This is a genomic window from Burkholderia sp. YHN3-13 (genome assembly GCF_055810675.1).
Map to the genome: position 1 here is coordinate 14,055 of NZ_JBVVNQ010000016.1, position 18,096 is coordinate 32,150.

An 18,096-nucleotide genomic window follows, 5' to 3' on the forward strand; every position below is an offset into this window, starting at 1 on the left:
GTTAATCCGGGGCCGTGCCGGTCAGCGGCAGGCTGACACGCACGAGCGTGCCGGCCAGGCGCGGCGCCTGCTGGTAGACGTGATCGTCGAGCGTCAGCGTGCCGCCGTGCTGGGTGGCGATCTCGCGCACGATCGCGAGCCCCAGGCCGCTGCCGTCGCCTTCGCGGCCGAGGATCCGGTAGAAGCGCTCGACGACGCGTTCGCGTTCGGCGGCCGGGATGCCGGGGCCCGTATCCTCGACTTCGAGATGCACGAGCCGCGCCGCCGGGTCGGCATGCACGCGTACGGTGATGCGGCCGCCTTCGGGCGTGTAGCGGATCGCGTTGTCGATCAGGTTTCCGAGCATCTCGCGCAGCATGACCGGATTGCCGTCGACGTCGAGCGGCGCGTCGTCCGGCGGCCCTTCGTAGCCGAGATCCATCCGCTTCGCGAGCGCGGCCTGCACCCAGTCGCGCACCGCGCGCCGCGCGAGCGCGGCGATCTCGACCGGCTCGAACGTGAGGCCGCTCGCGCGGTTCTCGGCGCGCGCGAGCGCCAGCAGCTGCGTGACGAGCCGCGCGGCCTGCTCGGAACTCGTCGCGATCTGTTCGAGCGAGCGCTGCACGTCGGGCGGGACCGGGTGGCGCAGCGCGAACTCGGCCTGCGTGCGCAGGCCCGCGAGCGGCGTCTTCATCTGGTGCGCGGCGTCGGCGATGAAGCGCTTTTGCAGCGCCATGTTCTGTTCGAGGCGCGCGAGCAGGTCGTTGAACGACGTGACGAGCGGTTCGATCTCGGGCGGCGCGCGCTGCGCCTCGACGGGCGACAGGTCGTCGGGCCGCCGCGCGCGGATGTGCGCCTGCAGCGCGTTGAGCGGCGCGAGCCCGCGCGACAGCCCGAACCACACGAGCAGGATCGCGAGCGGCAGGATCACGAACTGCGGCAGGATCACGCCCTTGATGATGTCGTTCGCGAGCGCGTTGCGCTTGTCGAGCGTCTCGCCGACCTGCACGAGCACGGGCTGCGCGCCGCTGGATTGCGGCAGGGCGACCGTCGTATAGGCGACGCGTACGTCGTTGCCGCGCAGCAGGTCGTCGCGAAACACGACGACGCCGGGCGGCGGGCGGTCCTCGTCGCGCGGCAGCGGCATGTCGGCTTCACCGGCGACCAGTTCGCCGCGCGTGCCGAGCACCTGGAAGTAAACGCTGTCGACGTTGTCCGCGCGCAGGAAGTCGCGCGTCTGCTCCGGCAGCGTCAGCTCGGCGACGCCGTTGACCGGATGAATCTGCCGGGCGAGCACGTACGCGTTGGTTTCGAGCGCACGGTCGAACGGGCCGTTCGCGATCGTCTTCGCGACGAGGTAGGTGACGGCGATGCTCATCGGCCACAGCAGCAGCAGCGGTGCGAGCATCCAGTCGAGGATCTCGCCGAACAGCGAGCGCGGGCGCGGCGCCTCGGGCGATTCGGTTTCGTCGGGCGGCGCGAACGGGTTCTCGTAGCGCGCGTCGCGCGCCTCGTCGGCGGCCGACGACGGCGCGCCGGTCGGATGGCGGGAATGGGCCGGCGTGGCCATCGCGGCGCCGCCCGCCGTCAGCGCAGCGGCGTGCCGGCCGTCGCGGGCTGGGGCGCTGCCGTATCGGCCGGCGCGGCGGGCGCGGCCTTCTCGAGGCAATAGCCGAGGCCGCGCACGGTCGAGATCCGCACGCCGCTCGGTTCGATCTTCTTGCGCAGCCGGTGCACGTAGACTTCGATCGCGTTGTTGCTGACTTCCTCGCCCCATTCGCACAGGTGATCGACGAGCTGCTCCTTCGACACGAGCCGGCCGATCCGCTGCAGCAGCACTTCGAGCAGGCCGAGTTCGCGCGCGGAGAGATCGAGCACGTGATCGTTCGCGTACGCGATGCGGCCGACCTGGTCGAACGCGAGCGAGCCGTGGCGCACGACGGTCGGGCCGCCGCCCGCGCCGCGCCGGGTCAGCGCGCGGACGCGCGCCTCGAGCTCGTTGAGCGCGAACGGCTTGGCCATGTAGTCGTCGGCGCCGAGGTCGAGCCCCTTCACGCGTTCGTCGACGCTGTCGGCGGCCGTCAGGATCAGCACGGGGAGGTTGGAGTTGCGCGCGCGCAGGCGCTTGAGCACTTCGAGCCCGGACATTTTCGGGAGCCCGAGATCGAGGATCAGCAGGTCGAAAGTCTGCATCGACAGCGCGGTGTCGGCATCGACGCCGCTCTTCACGTGATCGACCGCATAGCCCGATTGGCGGAGTGACCGGGTGAGGCCGTCCGCGAGTATGCTGTCATCTTCGGCGATGAGGATTCGCATGTTGCTGACCGATGGCCGGCGAGGCGTTCGCGCCGACGCGGCTGTCTCCGGAGTTATTCGTGTACAACGCCCCGCATTGCGGGCTTGCATAAACTACTGTTTTTTTATACAGTGTCTGCATTCGTGGGCGGCGCTTGAAAGCGGGCGCGCCTTTAACAGACGCTGCTCATCATAGCAAAGGACGATTCATGGAAGATAGCAAGAAGGGCTCCGGGATGACCGCCGAGAAGAGCAAGGCGCTGGCGGCCGCACTCGCGCAGATCGAGAAGCAGTTCGGCAAGGGGTCGATCATGCGGATGGGCGACGGCGAAGCGGCCGAGGACATCCAGGTCGTCTCCACGGGCTCGCTGGGTCTCGACATCGCGCTGGGCGTCGGCGGCCTGCCGCGCGGCCGGGTGGTCGAGATCTACGGTCCGGAATCGTCGGGTAAAACCACGCTCACGCTGCAGGTCATCGCCGAACTGCAGAAGCTGGGCGGCACCGCGGCGTTCATCGACGCCGAGCACGCGCTCGACGTCCAATACGCGTCGAAGCTCGGCGTGAACGTGCCGGAACTGCTGATCTCGCAGCCGGACACCGGCGAGCAGGCGCTCGAAATCACCGACGCGCTGGTGCGCTCGGGCTCGATCGACATGATCGTCATCGACTCGGTCGCGGCGCTCGTGCCGAAGGCCGAAATCGAAGGCGAGATGGGCGATTCGCTGCCGGGTCTGCAGGCCCGCCTGATGTCGCAGGCGCTGCGCAAGCTGACCGGCACGATCAAGCGCACGAACTGCCTCGTGATCTTCATCAACCAGATCCGGATGAAGATCGGCGTGATGTTCGGCAACCCGGAAACCACGACGGGCGGCAACGCGCTGAAGTTCTATGCGTCGGTGCGTCTCGACATCCGCCGGATCGGCTCGATCAAGAAGAACGACGAGGTGATCGGCAACGAAACCCGCGTGAAGGTCGTCAAGAACAAGGTGTCGCCGCCGTTCCGCGAAGCGATTTTCGACATCCTGTATGGCGAAGGCATTTCGCGCCAGGGCGAGATCATCGATCTCGGCGTGCAGGCGAAGATCGTCGACAAGGCGGGCGCCTGGTACAGCTACAACGGCGAGAAGATCGGCCAGGGCAAGGACAACGCGCGTGAATTCCTGCGTGAAAATCCGGAAATCGCACGCGAGATCGAGAACCGCATCCGTGAATCGCTCGGTGTCGCCAGCATGCCCGATGGCGTAGTCGGCAACGAAGCCGAGGCGGTGGACGAAGAAGAGTGATGGTTGCGCGCCGAGGTCAGGCTGGCGAGCCGGCGGAGAGCGACGCGCCCGAAGCGGCGGGTCGCTCCGGCCGGCGAGCCGGATCCTCGGGCGCCGATCGGCGGGCCGCGGGCAGCGATGCCGCGAACCGCACCGTGACGAGGGCATCCGGCGATGCCCTCGTTTCGTTTGAGATTGCCGCGCCCGACGATCCGTTCGACGACGACGAATCGTTCGACGCGCACGACCGGTCACGCCGTCGCGTGTCCGGTGTCCGCTTCCCGGGCGATCGCGCAGCCGATGCGTCGGCGCCGGCACGGGAAGACGTCTATACCCGTAGCAGCCAGCATCCGCGCCGCACGCGCCGTGCGTCCGGTGCGTCTTCCGGTACTTCATCCGGCGACACGCCCGGGACCGCCGAACGCAAGTCGTCGAAACCGCCACGTTCATTGAAGGGCCGTGCGCTCGGCTATTTGTCGAGGCGTGAATACAGTCGCGTGGAACTCGCGCGCAAGCTCGCGCCTTACGTCGGCGAAGAAGAATCCGTCGAGCCGGTGCTCGATGCGCTGGAAAAGGACGGCTGGTTGTCCGATGCGCGCTTCGCCGAGAGCCTCGTGCATCGCCGCGCATCGCGCGTCGGCGTCGCGCGCATCGTCAGCGAGCTGAAGCGTCACGCAGTCGGCGACACGCTCGTCGAGGAAGTGAACGCGCAGTTGCGCGAGACCGAATGGGCCCGTGCGCAGGCCGTCTGGCGCAAGAAATTCGGTGCACTGCCGCAAACGCCGGCCGAGCGTGCGAAGCAGGCCCGCTTTCTTGCCGCGCGCGGCTTCTCGAGCGCGACCATCGTGAAGTTGCTGAAGGTCGGCGACGATTTCCCGATCGACGACTGACCGGTCGGTCGCGCGCGTGGCGCGCGATTTTGCTGCAATGCAACCGCCTCCGGACAGGCGGGAATACCCGCCGTCGCGTCAAACTGTCTCAAATACCCAATATGCTAAAATCCATGGGTTTTCCTCTTCGGCCTCAACCTCCAGCATGCCGCTATCCGAGCCCGTGCCCCGTCAGTTGCGACATCGACGCGCAATCCGAGCGGAAGCTTACGAGCGCGGCGACGGCTTGTGGGACATCGAAGCCTGCCTGACCGACCACAAGCCGCGCGATGTCGCGCTTGCGTCGGGCATCCGGCCCCAAGGCCTGCCGATCCACGAACTCTGGCTGCGCGTGACTATCGATCGTGAACTCAATGTCGTCGACGCCGAAGCGTCTTCGGAATGGGTGCCGTATCCCGGTCACTGTCAATCCGCCCCGCCTGCCTACCGGGCCCTCATCGGGCTCAATCTCTTCCGCAATTTCCGCCGCAACGCGAACCGGCTGCTCGCCGGCGTCGCAGGCTGCTCCCATCTCACCGAACTGTGCGCCGTGCTGCCGACGGCGGCGATCCAGGCGTTCGCCGGTGACGTGTGGAACGTGCGCGAGGAGGGCGGCGAAGGGCCGGATCACGACGGCGCGCCCGCCGAACCGCCGTTCCAGCTCGGCCGCTGCCGTGCGCTGCGGTTCGACGGCGAGGTCGTGCGGCAGTACTACCCGCGCTGGTACGGCCCGATTCGGCCGGATATGCCCGGTGACGGCAGCACGAAGGAATGAACGGAAATCATTCGAAGAAGCGTCTTAAGCGACTTTTCATCCAACTCTCAGACTGAAGGGAATCACGCATGAAGATTCACGAGTACCAGGGTAAGGAAATCCTGCGGAAATTCGGAGTCGCGGTACCGCGCGGCAAGCCGGCGTTCTCGGTTGACGAAGCCGTCAAGGTGGCGGAAGAGCTCGGCGGCCCGGTATGGGTCGTGAAGGCTCAGATCCACGCGGGTGGCCGCGGCAAGGGCGGCGGCGTGAAGGTGGCGAAGTCGATCGAGCAGGTGCGCGAATACGCGAACCAGATCCTCGGCATGCAGCTCGTCACGCACCAGACCGGTCCGGAAGGCCAGAAGGTCAACCGCCTGATGATCGAGGAAGGCGCCGACATCAAGCAGGAACTGTATGTCAGCCTCGTCGTCGACCGCATCTCGCAAAAGATCGTGCTGATGGGTTCGAGCGAAGGCGGCATGGACATCGAGGAAGTTGCCGAGAAGCATCCGGAGCTGATCCACAAGGTCATCGTCGAGCCGTCGACGGGCCTGCTCGACGCCCAGGCCGACGACCTCGCCGCGAAGATCGGCGTGCCGGCTGCTTCGATCCCGCAAGCGCGCGCGATCCTGCAAGGCCTGTACAAGGCCTTCTGGGAAACCGACGCATCGCTGGCTGAAATCAACCCGCTGAACGTCTCCGGCGACGGCAAGGTCACCGCACTCGACGCGAAGTTCAACTTCGACTCGAACGCGCTGTTCCGCCACCCGGAAATCGTCGCTTACCGCGATCTGGACGAAGAAGATCCGGCTGAAATCGAAGCGTCGAAGTTCGACCTCGCGTACATCTCGCTCGACGGCAACATCGGCTGCCTCGTGAACGGCGCAGGCCTCGCGATGGCCACGATGGACACCATCAAGCTGTTCGGCGGCGAGCCGGCGAACTTCCTGGACGTCGGCGGTGGCGCGACGACCGAGAAGGTCACGGAAGCGTTCAAGCTGATGCTGAAGAACCCGGACCTGAAGGCGATCCTCGTGAACATCTTCGGCGGCATCATGCGCTGCGACGTGATCGCGGAAGGCGTGATCGCCGGTTCGAAGGCCGTGAACCTGAACGTGCCGCTCGTCGTGCGCATGAAGGGCACGAACGAAGACCTCGGCAAGAAGATGCTGGCCGATTCGGGCCTGCCGATCATCTCGGCCGACAGCATGGAAGAGGCTGCGCAGAAGGTCGTCGCGGCTGCCGCAGGCAAGTAAGCACGCGCTAATGAACACGTAGGGCGGCGCGGTTTGCACGCGACGCCCATCGAACAGAGGTCAAAATACATGTCGATTCTGATCAACAAGGACACGAAGGTCATCACGCAGGGCATTACCGGCAAAACCGGTCAGTTCCATACGCGCGCCTGCCGTGAATACGCAAACGGCCGCGAAGCATTCGTCGCGGGCGTGAACCCGAAGAAGGCCGGCGAAGACTTCGAAGGCATTCCGATCTACGCGAGCGTCAAGGAAGCGAAGGCGGAAACCGGCGCGACCGTGTCGGTCATCTACGTTCCGCCGGCAGGCGCGGCGGCCGCGATCTGGGAAGCGGTCGAAGCCGACCTCGATCTCGCGATCTGCATCACGGAAGGCATCCCCGTGCGCGACATGATCGAAGTGAAGGACCGCATGCGTCGCGAAGGCCGCAAGACGCTGCTGCTCGGGCCGAACTGCCCGGGCACGATCACGCCGGACGAACTGAAGATCGGCATCATGCCGGGCCACATCCACCGCAAGGGCCGCATCGGCGTCGTGTCGCGTTCGGGCACGCTGACGTATGAAGCGGTCGCGCAGCTGACGGCACTGGGCCTCGGCCAGTCGTCGGCGGTCGGTATCGGCGGCGACCCGATCAACGGTCTGAAGCACATCGACGTGATGAAGATGTTCAACGACGATCCGGACACGGATGCGGTCGTGATGATCGGCGAAATCGGCGGTCCGGACGAAGCCAATGCGGCGGAGTGGATCAAGGACAACATGAAGAAGCCGGTGGTCGGCTTCATCGCGGGCGTCACGGCGCCTCCGGGCAAGCGCATGGGCCACGCCGGCGCGCTGATCTCGGGCGGTGCGGATACGGCCGAAGCGAAGCTGGAAATCATGGAAGCGTGTGGCATCACCGTCACGCGCAACCCGTCGGAAATGGGCCGTCTGCTGAAGAAGGCGCTGTAATATTTCCCCGGGGTTCGTCCTGCAGAAAACGCCGGCTTTGCCGGCGTTTTTTGTTATGCTCGCGCAATGAATTCGTAAGCACCGGGCATGCGTCGCGCATGTGCCGGCGATGAACCGGGCCGCCTGCGACGCGGCCGCTGTCCTGTCCTCACCGCCATGCTCGAATTCCTGACATCGCTGCACTGGGGCGCCATTCTCCAGATCATCGTCATCGACATCCTCCTCGGCGGCGACAACGCGGTCGTGATCGCGCTCGCCTGCCGCAACTTGCCGGCCAACCAGCGGTTGCGCGGCGTCGTCTGGGGTACCGCCGGCGCGATCCTGCTGCGCGTCGCGCTGATCACCTTCGCGGTCGCGCTGCTCGACGTGCCGTTCCTGAAGCTCGGCGGCGGGCTGCTGCTGCTGTGGATCGGCATCAAGCTGATGGCGCCGGCCGCCGACGCGCACGACGACATCAAGCCGGCCAGCCGGCTGTGGGACGCCGTGAAGACGATCGTGATCGCCGATGCGGTGATGAGCCTCGACAACGTGATCGCGATCGCCGGCGCGGCCGAACAGGCCGATCCGTCGCACCGGATCGCGCTGGTGATCTTCGGGCTCGTCGTCAGCGTGCCGATCATCGTGTGGGGCAGCACGCTGGTGCTGAAGCTGCTCGACCGCTTCCCGATCGTCGTGGCGTTCGGCGCCGGACTGCTCGGCTGGATCGCGGGCGGGTTGATCGTCAACGACCCGGTTGGCGACCGCTGGGCGGTGCTGGATACACAGCCGGTGCTCTACGGCGCGAGCATCGCGGGCGCGCTGTTCGTCGTGGCGATCGGCTACGCACTCAGGAAGCGCCACGGCGCGCCGCACGCGCGCTGACTGGCCGTCCGGCCGACTGCCGGCTTCACGGCCCGCTGGCTACGATCGAAACGCCTGCCTTGATCGGCAGGCGTTTTTCGTTTCCGGAGCCTGCCATGTTCGAAGCCTTTTCCGTTTCCCTGTTCCGTCGCGTGGCCGCCGATCTGCGGCGCGCGAACCGGCCCGCGCCGCGCTGGCGGCCGGCCGGCTTCACGCTGATCGAATTGATGATCGTGCTGGCGATCGTCGGCGTCGTCGCGGCCTATGCGATTCCCGCGTATCAGGATTACCTCGCGCGTTCCCGGGTCGGCGAGGGGCTTGCGCTTGCGTCGTCCGCTCGGCTCGCGGTGGCCGACAACGCGGCGAGCGGCGCGAGCCTCGATGGCGGCTACGGCCCGCCGGCCGCGACCCGCAACGTCGAATCGGTGGCCATCGACGGCAACACCGGCCAGATCACCGTCGCGTTTACCCCCCGCGTCGCCGCGGCCGGCGCGAATACGCTGGTGCTCGTGCCGTCCGTACCCGACAAGACCGATGCGCCCACCGCGCGCGTGGCGCTTAAAAAGGGTGCGATGCAGGCCGGTGCGATTGCGTGGGAGTGCTTCGCCGCCGGCAAGGACGCGTCGTCGCTGCCGGCGCCGGGGGCCGGGCCGTTGCCGAGCGCCACCGCGACGCTACCCGCGAAATTCGCGCCCGCGGAGTGCCGCGCATAGCGCCGGAGGCGGCGGTCGGCGGCGCGTACGGCGCGCGGGCCGCCGCTTCGGCCGGCCGGGGGCGTCGTTTCGCGCCCGGCTGCGGCGCGACGGCCCCGCACAGAGGGGGGAAAGTTTTGTATAGTGCGCCGGTTGCTGACATCCGGTTCGCTCATGCCTTCTACTTTTTCCCGTTCGTTGTCGCTCGTTGCGCTGGCTGTCGCCCTGATCGTGCCGTACGCGATCACGAATCACACGTATCCGATCCCGACCTTCTATTCCGAGTTTTCCGCGCTGGTGCTGTATCTACTGGTGGGGCTGTCCGTCGTGCTGCTCACGCGCACCGACCGGCCGGCCGAGCCGTTTGCCGCGCCGGCCGCGTTCGTCGTGCCGCTCGGGTTTGCCGCCGTGCTGATCGCGCAGACCGCGCTGATCCCGCTCAAGGTGCCGTCGATGAACTGGCTGGCGGTCGGCTACCTCGCGGCCGCGCTGGTCGCGATGCAGGCCGGGTATGCGCTCGCGCGCGACGGGCTGGCCGAAGCGGTGTCGCGGATGATGGCCGGCGCGTTGATCGTCGGCGGCGTGTTCGCGGTCGGCACCCAGATCGTGCAGCTGTTTCACCTCGAATCGTCCGTTTCGCCGTTCGTCGTGATGTACAACATCGCGGTCGACCGCCGTCCGTACGGCAACATGGCGCAGGCGAACCACCTGGCCAGCTACATCGCGTTCGCGCTCGCGGGTGCGCTGTACCTCGTGCAGACGCGCCGGCTCGCGGTGTGGGCATGGCTCGCGCTGTCGCTGGTGCTGTCGGTCGGCCTCGCGCTGACGGTGTCGCGCGGGCCGTGGCTGCAGGTCGCGGTGATGGTCGTCGCGGGCTTCTGGATGGCGTGGCTCGAATCGCGCCGCGCGCCGGGCAATGCGCGAGCGTGGCTGATCCCGGTCGTGCTCGCGGTCGCGTTCATCGCGGTGAACGTCGCGGTGCGCTGGGCGAACGTGCACTATCACCTGAATCTCGCGGAATCGGCGGCCGACCGCATGCGCGACGCGGGGCAGATCGCGCCGCGCCTCGCGCTGTGGAAGTACGGGCTTGCGATGTTCCGCGAGCATCCGTTGCTCGGCGTCGGCTGGGGCGAATTCCCGTCGCATCAGTTCGCGCTCGTGCGCACGCTCGGCGGCGTCGAGATCGCGAACAACTCGCACGACATCTTCATCGACCTGCTCGCGAAGTCCGGCCTCGTTGGCCTCGGCATCCTCGTCGTCACGCTCGTGGCGTGGTTCGTGCGGGCGGTGCGCGCGCCGCAGTCGAGCATGCGCGTATTTGGCTTCGCGCTGATCGGCATCCTGTTGATGCACGCGCTGGTCGAGTATCCGCAGCAGTACATGTTCTTCCTGCTGCCGGCGATGTTCGTGATCGGGCTGCTCGACGTGAAGCCGTTGCGTATCCTGCCGGGCCGCGCCGCGTTCGGGCTGTTCGCGGTGCTGTCGTTCGGCGGCGTGCTGGCGGCGGTACCCGTGCTGCGCGACTACCAGCGCGCGGAAGTGCTCTATTACGGCAGCGATCCGGCCGCGCAGTACCGCGAGGCGCCGTCGCGGCTGTTCGGCGCGTGGGGCGAGTACGGTGCGGCCACGCTATTGCCGATTTCGGCGGATGACCTGCCGGCCAAGCTCGCGGCGCACGAGCGCGCGATCGCGCTGCTGCCCGGCGAGACGGTGCTGCGTCGCTTCGCGGCGCTGCAGGCGCTGGCGGGCCGCGAAGCCGACGCGCTCGATACCGTCGCACGCCTGCACGTGTTCGCGAAGGAACTGAAGGACTGGCCGCAGCAACTGGCGCTGTTGTACAAGCTTTGCGACCAGCAGCCGGCGCTGAAGACGTTCAAGGCGGCCGTCGTCGCGAAGTACGGGGAAGTGCCGGCCGATGCGGCCGACGATTCGGACGACGACGATTCGGATTGAGGTGCGCGGCGCACGCCGGCGCGTGCCGCAGTGTGATGCGGCGGCGGCGGGCATCGGGCGGGGCGGCCCGGGGAAACGGGACGAACGGGGCGAAGCCCGCCGCATGTCGATTACGTCGCGAATCGTGTGGATTCCGGCTGCATGCGCGCCGATTCGCGTCAACCATTGTCAAATTGCCGCCGTTGACCGGGCGGCGCGTGCACAATGCGCGGAAGCGCTCGCGTGCCCGCGGCCGTCGGGGTTGGCCGGCGGGAAGACAGGCAGCATCCCGGTCATCCGGGAGCGCCGCCGGACAGGATCGCGGCCGAGCATCGTCGGCCGCGCGGCCGTAACGGGGCGCCGGTCCGCTGGCCGCGGCGCAGTGTGACGCACGTGATGCGGCCCGGGGCACGCTTGCGCGGGATGGCGCGTTCGTCCGGAACGGAACAATACCCAGAACGATATTCGACCATGGCTATTCGCTCGACCTACCTGATCCTGCCCGCCGTCGCGATGCTGTTTTCCGGCTGCGCGATGCTGTCGTCGTCGCAGGAGAGCAAGCTGACCTGTCACATCCCGCGCGCCGTCTATCCGGATACCGCGAAGCCGCTCACCCGCCCGGCGACCGTGCTCGTGCGCGCGCTGATGACGACGTCCGGCGAAGCGCAGAACGTCACCGTGACGACGAGCAGCCGCAACGCGGCGGCCGATCGCGCGGCCGTCGACGCGATGACACACGCGACCTGCGTGCAGACGGGCGCGACCGCGAATCCGTTCCTGCTGACCCAACCGTTCGTGTTCGAGCCGTCACGCGGCCAGTGAAGCGCGGGCAGTGCACGTCGTGCGTCGGCGGCTGCACCGGTTATGCGTGGCTATCGAAAGTCGATATACGCGGTAGGGGTGCCGAGCGCTCGCGGTTCGTGTGCGCAGCATCTCGGGCGAGCCGTAGCGGGCCGGCTCGCCGTATCGGCGCAGACTGGCCGGCAACGCCCCCAGCACGCGCTCAGAAGGTCCGCTTCTTCAGCGTGAATCCGTGCAGCCAGTACAGCGAGTTGGTCTGTGCGTCGAAGTAGCCGCCCCGTGCGGACTTGTCGGTCGTTTTATTCCAAGTCTTGCCGGCGTCGGTGCTGCTGAACGTCAGGTCGATTGGTACGCCGCCGCCGGTACCGCCGCTTCCGGAGTTCGGATCGGTTGCGTGGACGAGCAGGAGGCCGTTGCGACCGATGCTCATACTGGCGAGCGTGAGCTTCTCGTCGAACGTGCGCAGTTGCTGCACGACCTTGGGATGGTCGGTCGTCCACGTGGAAATGGCGCCCGTCCGGTGGCCATTGTCGTGCCCCTTGCCGTTTTGCGGCTCGTCGAGATGCGACAGCGCGTACACTGAATGACGTGATCCCTTCGGCGTGGTGCCGGGCGCTGTGATGACCTGGCCTGGCATCACGGTATCCGTCACGAATGCGTGCTGCCCCCAGTCGAGCCGGTCGACCGAGCTGTGAGCCGGTGCTTCGGCAGTCTGTGCGACAGGGTAGGCGATCCGCAGAGCACCGTCCGGGCCGAGGCTGATTGCATTGAAATTCTGACGCGTTCCGCTGCCGACGTGCGCGTCGGCCGGCGGATCGATCGCTTGCCACGTGTTTCCGCCGTCCGAAGCCCGCCATATGCGGGGCCCCAGCCGGCCGCGGAGCCGACGCCCGAATCGCGACGGGGGCCCCGCGGTAACCGCATCGGGACGGTCAGAACTGCCGCTTCTTGAGCGTATAGGCGACCAGCGAATACAGCGTGTTCGTTTGGGCGTTGAAATATCCTCCCTGAGTCGGTTTCTCCGTGCTCGAGCTCCAGGTCTTTCCCGCGTCGCTGCTGACGAACGTGAGATCGAGCGGTGTGCCGTTGCGGCTGGAGTCGGTTGCGTAGACGAGCAGCAATCCGTCCCGGCCGACGCTCAGGCTATCGAGCGTCAGCTTGTCGTCAAACGTATGCAACTGCTGAACCTGCTCGGGTGCACTGTTCGTCCAGGTGGAAATGGCACCGACGCGTTGTCCTTTGTCGGCGGGATTGCCGGAATTGAGCGGTTCACCGAGGCGCGACAGGGCGTAGAGCGCATAGCGATTCGACGCGACCGGTGACGAGGACAGGTTGACGATCACCTGTTCAGGCAAAACGGCATCCAGGGCGAACGCGGATTGCTCCCAACCGAGCCGATAGACGACGCTTCCGGCGAAAGCGTGCGCGGATTTCTCGACGTGGTATGCCACGCGCAAGGTACCGTCCGGGCCGAGGTCGATGCCGTCAAATGTGCGGCGAGGTTTGCCGGCCTCCGCGGCGCCCGGCGGCAGTTCGACTTCCCGCCACGATTGACCGCCGTCGGACGTGCGCCACACGTGCGGGCCCCAGCCGATCGCATAGCCGCGCTGCGGATCGAGAAACAACAGGCGACCGATGTTCCGGTCTTCTGGCCACGCGAGCTGCACCCAGTCGCGTCCGCCGTTGGATGACTTCCAGAGCTTGGTCACTTGCGGCGTCAGGCCGTCGGCAGGCTGAGGGGACTTGTAGTCCATCCAGCCGGTGCTGATGAATTCGACCGTCCAATCCTTCGCGTGCCACCAGGCGGCGTTCTGGCCTGCCTGGTTGAAATGGCGCGTCATGTCACCGTTTACCGGGCCCCGCCAGAATTCGACCGACGTCCGGTTCAGCGTTTCACGGCTGTCGTTCATCCAGGCTTCGGTCGGCTCGGCCTTTTCCTTGTCCTTCCATTCGGCGTATGGCTTGAAGGTGATTTCAGGATCGCTGATCTTCAGCGTGATCGCCTCGTTTCCCGATATCGCGAAGTCGCCCCCGCCATAGGGCTTGCTGTTCTTCATGAAAGTGTTGGAAACGACCTGCCAGTCATTCGACATATATGAGTACCCGACAATCAATACAATGAGCGCGACTGCCGCACCCAGCGACAGCTTCAGGAGTTTTCTCGTCATTTCATTTCGGCATCAGTTTTTCGATTGCCTGTGCAACAGGGTCGATGACATGTTCGTTGACCGCATCACCTGCTTTTTTCGCGTATTCCACGGTATTGTCGACGTATTGTTTGCCCACGCCGACACCACTGTCGAATGCTTGGTAGAGCGTTCTGACATCCCCCCATTCCTGAGTGTTGGGTTGCTTCAGGATATAGAACATATCGACAGGCCCGAGCCCGGCCAGACCACCGTCGAGATAGGCGAGAGGATGGGTCTTGAACGCGTATGTCTTGAACGTTTCGTCGTCCAGTTCGAGCGTGTACTGCGGCACGTTCATCACGCAGGCGCCGCTGTTCGGCTTCTTGCCCCTGATGGAAATGGTGTCGCCACGCATGTTCTGCTGCAAACCCTGTTCCAGATAGTGCTGCAGGAACCAGCGTGCGCTTGCCAGCCATGCCTTGCCTTTGTCGCTCAACTCTGGAAGCAGGTATTTACCGTAATTCGAGCAGTAGTAGTAACCATAGCTGACATAGTATCCCGGCGGCTTATGTCCGCACCCGATATGACGCATCATGAAATTACCGTGGCGTGACCAGTCGGAATCAGTGCTTGCGGCTTCTATCAGATTCTCCCGCCGATGCAGCAACTCACGGGCAACTTTCGTGTCTTTCCACGGATCCCATGACGTGGCGAATTTCTTGACGGTCGCCCAGATACTCGATTTGCTGACCTTTTCGACCGTTTCCCAGTACTCGCCATGCAGTGGCCGGTAGTAGTATGGACAGGTTCCGATAATGGAATCGGCCGCCGGCGTTACGTGCTTGTCGCAGATGTTGATCTGCACCTTCGGCCGATCCTGATATCCCGTCGGGGTTAGCATCCCCGCACCGGTGCCGAGCACCTTCTCCTGTTGTCCGTCAGCCATTCGATTTCCCTAGAAACTTGACGACGACGTCATGCGGCACGTGGCTCTGCGTGAGCCCGGTTTCGCCTGCCGCGTTGGTGACGCCTTCCGAGAGCAGCTTGCCGTTCGAGAACATCTGGTACCGCGTGTTCGCGACCGGAATGTCGGTGCCGGCCCAGTGCGCGATGAAGGCCTGGTCGTAGTTGCCGGACGAGTTCGGCAGCGTCGGCATCGTTTGCGACAGGTGCGTGGAGCCGCTGAACGCATGCTGCGCGCCCTTGATGTCGATCGTGCCGGGCGCGTGCACCTCGATGTTGCCGTCCGCGATGCGGATGTAGGCGCCGCCGGACGTCAGTAGGATCTCCTTTGCCGCGGCGCCTTCGATCGATTGCGTGACGGCGATCAACTTCAGCGCCTTCTGCGCGGTCAGCTCGATGTTGTCTGCCTGCGCCTGCACTTCGACCTTGCCCTTGCCGGCGAACAGCTTGATCCCCGCGTTCTGCGCGAACAGACTGATACGGTCGAGGACACTCGCGATCAGCGATTTCCCGGCGGCGACGTGCGTGCTTTGCCCGCTGACGAGGTTGATGTGCTGGTCCGCGGCAAGTTGCGCGGACTGCTGCGTGGACATCCCGATGCCGGCTGGGCTGCCGAACAGCATCACGGGCTCCTTGAACGCATTGGCGCTGCCGGTCCCGCCGCCGGCGGTTCGGCCGCCCGACGTGCCGCCGCTCACGCTGTTCTGCGTCGCGTCGGTGAACTGCTTGAGCGCCGAGTGGCCGGGGTCGAGCGACTCGCCCTGATGCTGCGCGCTGACTTCCGACATGGCCTCCATCAGGCCTTCCGCCCTGACGAGCTGCTGCTGCGTCTCCTGGACGTCGAGTGGCTGGCTCGTCGGCGGTTTCGGATACGTCGTGACGTACAGGCCGCGGTTCGCACGAACCGCACCAAATGCGTCCGAGCGCAGGTCGAAGCCGCTGCCGAGATAACTGCCGCGGTTGTTGCCCGTGTGGTCGATCAGGTAGCCGAGATGCAGATGCGCGTTGGTCTGGCTGCTGTACAGGTGCGCGCGGTTCTGCGAGGTCGCATCGTCGAGCACCAGCTGGTTGTAGCCGGCACCCGCGTATTCCTTCGACCGGTATCCGGACAAGATGCCGTTGCTGTGCCACTGCGGGCTCGTCGCGCCGTTGTACAGCTTGCCGACGACGATCGGGCGATCGCAGTCGCCGCCGAGGAAATCGACCAGCACTTCCTCGCCGGCGCGGTGCGGGTGGACGGCGCCGTAACCGTTGCCCGAGTCCGCCGTCGCGGCGCGCAGCCAGCACGACGCTCGCTCGTCGCCGTCGTTTAGGCGGTCCCAGTGGAAGCGGACCTTGACCCGGTTGAGCTCGTCGGTGTGGACTTCCTCGCCTTGCGGCGCGACGACGATCGCCGATTGCAGCTGCATCGGCGGTTTCGCATGCTCGAGCGGGCTGCGGAACGGGATGGTCGTGCGCTGTACTTCGACGCTGACCTGGAAAAAGCCCTCGCTGCCGTCGGAATGGCGAACGCGCGATGCGTCGCCGGCGCGTGCCTGCGTGATGCCGTCGACTTCGGCCCGCAAGCTATGCGGGAATGTGGCATGGGCGCTTCCGTCCGCGACAGGCAGGTTGTTGACGATGACCCACGCCGTCTCGATTACGGCGAATTCGCGTTGGCCGGCGTCGTCCTTGTCGTGTTCGGGGTGTTCGGTGAACTCGAACGTACGTCCCGCGTCCATGCGCCGCACGCCGCCGACACCGTGAAAGCGCTTGGCGTGCGATTCCTGCTCTTCCATCCAGATCTTCGACAGATGGTCGCCGCGTGACTGCTCGGGATACGTGTAGGCACCCGTATATTCGTAGACTTCGAGCTGCGGCGGCAAATCTCCCTGGTTGGCGATCGTCGGCGTATGGGTGGCTTTCGGATTCGACGCGGTGGGCGGCTGCTTGTAGTCGAACGTGCGCGTGGTGCGCGCGACGCTTCGCAGCGTGCGCGTACCGGTGAACTGGACGAGCGTGTCGGCTTCGTCGCCCATGCCCGCGTGATGAAAGCGCACGGTTCGCGGCGACAGCGCGGGCAACGCGTCGATGCGATCGACGATGACGAGCCGGTGCGACTTGCCGTCCTTGTCCTGTTCCCAGAAACCGTACAGGCCTTCCGATTCCATCAGGCGATGCACGAAATTCCAGTCGTCCTCGTGTTGCATGCAGAACGAGCGAGACGGCAGCGGCTGGTAGAGTTTGAACGTGAAGCGGCCTTTGGCCTGCGGGTGCTGGTTCAGCACGTCGGCGATGATGTCGTCCGCCGAGCGGTTCTGCCAGATGCGCTGGTCGCGGCGGAACTTCAGGAAGTGGAGGAACGACGCAAAGGCGATCTGATAGTGCGTGACGCCGCTGTCCGAGCCGAGTCGGCGCGCCGCATGCACGTAGCCGTTGTGCGGCGCGTACGACCGATCGGTCTGCTGGATCCACAGCGTCACCGGCTGCGCGATCAGTTTCTTGAGTTCGAGGTTATCGGATACCGACACGGTATCGACGGTGAACTCGAAATGGCGTCCGAGCCGTGATCGCCCCGTGACGCGATGCGGCAGCAGGACGTCGGGGCCGAGCGGAGTATCCAATTTGACCAGGCGCTCATGCTGGACCGGTCCGGCCAACAAGGCGCTTCTTAACGCTTGCGAATTCATCACCAGTGCTCGCTTTTGTTGTGCTGGTTCGCACGCTCTCTCGTGCGGAATCCGGTAATTGTATGAGATAAACGGTTTTATCTCGCAATAACGGGCAGGCGGCGCCCGGGCGCTCACTCCGCCGCGTCTCCCGCCTTCCAGTCCCCCGACTTCCCGCCGCGCTTCTCGCGCACGCTCACCTCCGTGATCACCATCCCGCGATCCACCGCCTTGCACATGTCGTAGACGGTCAGCAGCCCGACCTGCACGGCGGTCAGCGCTTCCATCTCGACCCCGGTGCGGCCGAACGTCTCGACCTGCACGACGCAGTGGACGCCCGGCAGCGCGTCGTCGAGTTCGAAGTCGACGGCCACGCGCGTCAGCGCGAGCGGGTGGCACAGCGGGATGAGGTCGGCCGTGCGCTTGGCGCCCTGGATCGCCGCGATGCGTGCGACGCCGAGTACGTCGCCTTTCTTGGCCTTGCCGTCGCGGATCAGCGCGAACGTGGCCGGCAGCATCCGGATCGTGCCGCGCGCGATCGCGATGCGCCGGGTTTCCTGCTTGTCGCCGACATCGACCATGTGCGCATGGCCGGCGGCGTCGAAATGGGTGAGTCCTGACATGTCATGCTCCGTCTCAACGGGCGCTTATCATAGCAGCGGCGTTCGCGTCCTCGGGGGCGCAGATGGCGCATGCGCGGCACGGGACAGTGGCCGCCGCGCCGG

At 65.9% G+C, this 18,096-nt stretch carries 16 protein-coding genes; 9 read left to right on the top strand and 7 right to left on the bottom strand.

All coding sequences use genetic code 11. The annotated features are described in order from the left end of the window. Position 1: 1 nt before the first annotated feature. Together AC0KUR_RS28250 and AC0KUR_RS28255 are read right to left on the bottom strand one after the other, a co-directional pair. Positions 2-1,549 (bottom strand): sensor histidine kinase, encoded by a 1,548-nt coding sequence (locus tag AC0KUR_RS28250; protein WP_034189062.1) that lies wholly within the window; start codon positions 1,547-1,549, stop codon positions 2-4. A gap of 17 nt (positions 1,550-1,566) precedes the next feature. After that, on the bottom strand, positions 1,567-2,295 hold the full coding sequence (locus AC0KUR_RS28255) for a response regulator transcription factor (protein WP_034189063.1): 729 nt from the start codon (positions 2,293-2,295) through the stop codon (positions 1,567-1,569). Between the two features lie 188 nt (positions 2,296-2,483). Between AC0KUR_RS28255 and recA the strand changes: the two genes are divergently transcribed. From recA to AC0KUR_RS28300, 9 genes are all read left to right on the top strand, one after another. Next, on the top strand, positions 2,484-3,557 hold the full coding sequence (gene recA / locus AC0KUR_RS28260) for a recombinase RecA (protein WP_034189064.1): 1,074 nt from the start codon (positions 2,484-2,486) through the stop codon (positions 3,555-3,557). Beyond that, positions 3,557-4,426 (top strand): recombination regulator RecX, encoded by an 870-nt coding sequence (gene recX / locus AC0KUR_RS28265; RefSeq protein ID WP_301742371.1) that lies wholly within the window; start codon positions 3,557-3,559, stop codon positions 4,424-4,426. Before recA ends, recX begins: the two co-directional genes overlap by 1 nt. A 145-nt stretch (positions 4,427-4,571) precedes the next feature. Beyond that, a complete protein-coding gene (locus tag AC0KUR_RS28270) occupies positions 4,572-5,180 on the top strand; it encodes a DUF2889 domain-containing protein (RefSeq protein WP_034189066.1) in 609 nt (202 codons plus the stop codon). 68 nt (positions 5,181-5,248) lie between these two features. Then, on the top strand, positions 5,249-6,415 hold the full coding sequence (sucC, locus tag AC0KUR_RS28275) for an ADP-forming succinate--CoA ligase subunit beta (protein ID WP_006477915.1): 1,167 nt from the start codon (positions 5,249-5,251) through the stop codon (positions 6,413-6,415). A gap of 69 nt (positions 6,416-6,484) precedes the next feature. Then, entirely contained in the window at positions 6,485-7,366 is an 882-nt protein-coding gene (sucD, locus tag AC0KUR_RS28280) for a succinate--CoA ligase subunit alpha (protein ID WP_006477916.1), read from the top strand. Between the two features lie 156 nt (positions 7,367-7,522). Then, a complete protein-coding gene (locus AC0KUR_RS28285; protein WP_034189067.1) occupies positions 7,523-8,227 on the top strand; it encodes a TerC family protein in 705 nt (234 codons plus the stop codon). Between the two features lie 95 nt (positions 8,228-8,322). After that, positions 8,323-8,919, top strand: coding sequence for a pilin (locus tag AC0KUR_RS28290; protein WP_473376709.1), 597 nt, complete (start codon positions 8,323-8,325; stop codon positions 8,917-8,919). A gap of 153 nt (positions 8,920-9,072) precedes the next feature. Beyond that, positions 9,073-10,851: a PglL family O-oligosaccharyltransferase gene (locus AC0KUR_RS28295; protein ID WP_473376710.1), complete on the top strand. Its 1,779-nt coding sequence runs from the start codon at positions 9,073-9,075 to the stop codon at positions 10,849-10,851. 450 nt (positions 10,852-11,301) lie between these two features. Then, the gene (locus AC0KUR_RS28300; RefSeq protein WP_049035921.1) at positions 11,302-11,652 is read left to right on the top strand and encodes a TonB family protein; all 351 of its coding nucleotides are present in this window, start codon (positions 11,302-11,304) and stop codon (positions 11,650-11,652) included. A 181-nt stretch (positions 11,653-11,833) separates the two neighbouring features. On the opposite strand, the gene AC0KUR_RS28305 is transcribed toward AC0KUR_RS28300, so the two are convergent. The 5 genes from AC0KUR_RS28305 to moaC all read right to left on the bottom strand — a co-directional run bounded on the left by AC0KUR_RS28305 (position 11,834) and on the right by moaC (position 17,994). Then, positions 11,834-12,268: a hypothetical protein gene (locus AC0KUR_RS28305; RefSeq protein ID WP_473376711.1), complete on the bottom strand. Its 435-nt coding sequence runs from the start codon at positions 12,266-12,268 to the stop codon at positions 11,834-11,836. Between the two features lie 295 nt (positions 12,269-12,563). Continuing rightward, on the bottom strand, positions 12,564-13,724 hold the full coding sequence (locus AC0KUR_RS28310) for a WD40/YVTN/BNR-like repeat-containing protein (RefSeq protein WP_034189109.1): 1,161 nt from the start codon (positions 13,722-13,724) through the stop codon (positions 12,564-12,566). Positions 13,725-13,800: 76 nt separating this feature from the next. Next, positions 13,801-14,706: a hypothetical protein gene (locus tag AC0KUR_RS28315; RefSeq protein ID WP_034189071.1), complete on the bottom strand. Its 906-nt coding sequence runs from the start codon at positions 14,704-14,706 to the stop codon at positions 13,801-13,803. Beyond that, positions 14,699-17,392 carry a type VI secretion system Vgr family protein gene (locus tag AC0KUR_RS28320; protein WP_473376712.1) on the bottom strand — a complete coding sequence of 898 codons (2,694 nt, stop codon included), beginning with the start codon at positions 17,390-17,392 and terminating at the stop codon, positions 14,699-14,701. The genes AC0KUR_RS28315 and AC0KUR_RS28320 overlap by 8 nt, the downstream gene beginning before the upstream one ends. A 113-nt stretch (positions 17,393-17,505) precedes the next feature. Continuing rightward, on the bottom strand, positions 17,506-17,994 hold the full coding sequence (moaC, locus tag AC0KUR_RS28325) for a cyclic pyranopterin monophosphate synthase MoaC (RefSeq protein WP_034189073.1): 489 nt from the start codon (positions 17,992-17,994) through the stop codon (positions 17,506-17,508). Positions 17,995-18,096 lie beyond the last annotated feature (102 nt).

Excerpts from the sequence above, each read along its gene's own strand:
- recX (WP_301742371.1), top strand. The coding sequence starts at position 3,557 with ATGGTTGCGCGCCGAGGTCAGGCTGGCGAGCCGGCGGAGAGCGACGCG.
- AC0KUR_RS28300 (WP_049035921.1), top strand. The coding sequence starts at position 11,302 with ATGGCTATTCGCTCGACCTACCTGATCCTGCCCGCCGTCGCGATGCTG.
- AC0KUR_RS28255 (WP_034189063.1), bottom strand. The coding sequence starts at position 2,295 with ATGCGAATCCTCATCGCCGAAGATGACAGCATACTCGCGGACGGCCTC.
- AC0KUR_RS28310 (WP_034189109.1), bottom strand. The coding sequence starts at position 13,724 with ATGTCGAATGACTGGCAGGTCGTTTCCAACACTTTCATGAAGAACAGC.
- AC0KUR_RS28270 (WP_034189066.1), top strand. The coding sequence starts at position 4,572 with ATGCCGCTATCCGAGCCCGTGCCCCGTCAGTTGCGACATCGACGCGCA.
- AC0KUR_RS28305 (WP_473376711.1), bottom strand. The coding sequence starts at position 12,268 with ATGCCAGGCCAGGTCATCACAGCGCCCGGCACCACGCCGAAGGGATCA.
- moaC (WP_034189073.1), bottom strand. The coding sequence starts at position 17,994 with ATGTCAGGACTCACCCATTTCGACGCCGCCGGCCATGCGCACATGGTC.
- AC0KUR_RS28285 (WP_034189067.1), top strand. The coding sequence starts at position 7,523 with ATGCTCGAATTCCTGACATCGCTGCACTGGGGCGCCATTCTCCAGATC.
- recA (WP_034189064.1), top strand. The coding sequence starts at position 2,484 with ATGGAAGATAGCAAGAAGGGCTCCGGGATGACCGCCGAGAAGAGCAAG.
- AC0KUR_RS28320 (WP_473376712.1), bottom strand. The coding sequence starts at position 17,392 with ATGAATTCGCAAGCGTTAAGAAGCGCCTTGTTGGCCGGACCGGTCCAG.
- sucD (WP_006477916.1), top strand. The coding sequence starts at position 6,485 with ATGTCGATTCTGATCAACAAGGACACGAAGGTCATCACGCAGGGCATT.
- AC0KUR_RS28295 (WP_473376710.1), top strand. The coding sequence starts at position 9,073 with ATGCCTTCTACTTTTTCCCGTTCGTTGTCGCTCGTTGCGCTGGCTGTC.
- AC0KUR_RS28315 (WP_034189071.1), bottom strand. The coding sequence starts at position 14,706 with ATGGCTGACGGACAACAGGAGAAGGTGCTCGGCACCGGTGCGGGGATG.
- sucC (WP_006477915.1), top strand. The coding sequence starts at position 5,249 with ATGAAGATTCACGAGTACCAGGGTAAGGAAATCCTGCGGAAATTCGGA.
- AC0KUR_RS28250 (WP_034189062.1), bottom strand. The coding sequence starts at position 1,549 with ATGGCCACGCCGGCCCATTCCCGCCATCCGACCGGCGCGCCGTCGTCG.
- AC0KUR_RS28290 (WP_473376709.1), top strand. The coding sequence starts at position 8,323 with ATGTTCGAAGCCTTTTCCGTTTCCCTGTTCCGTCGCGTGGCCGCCGAT.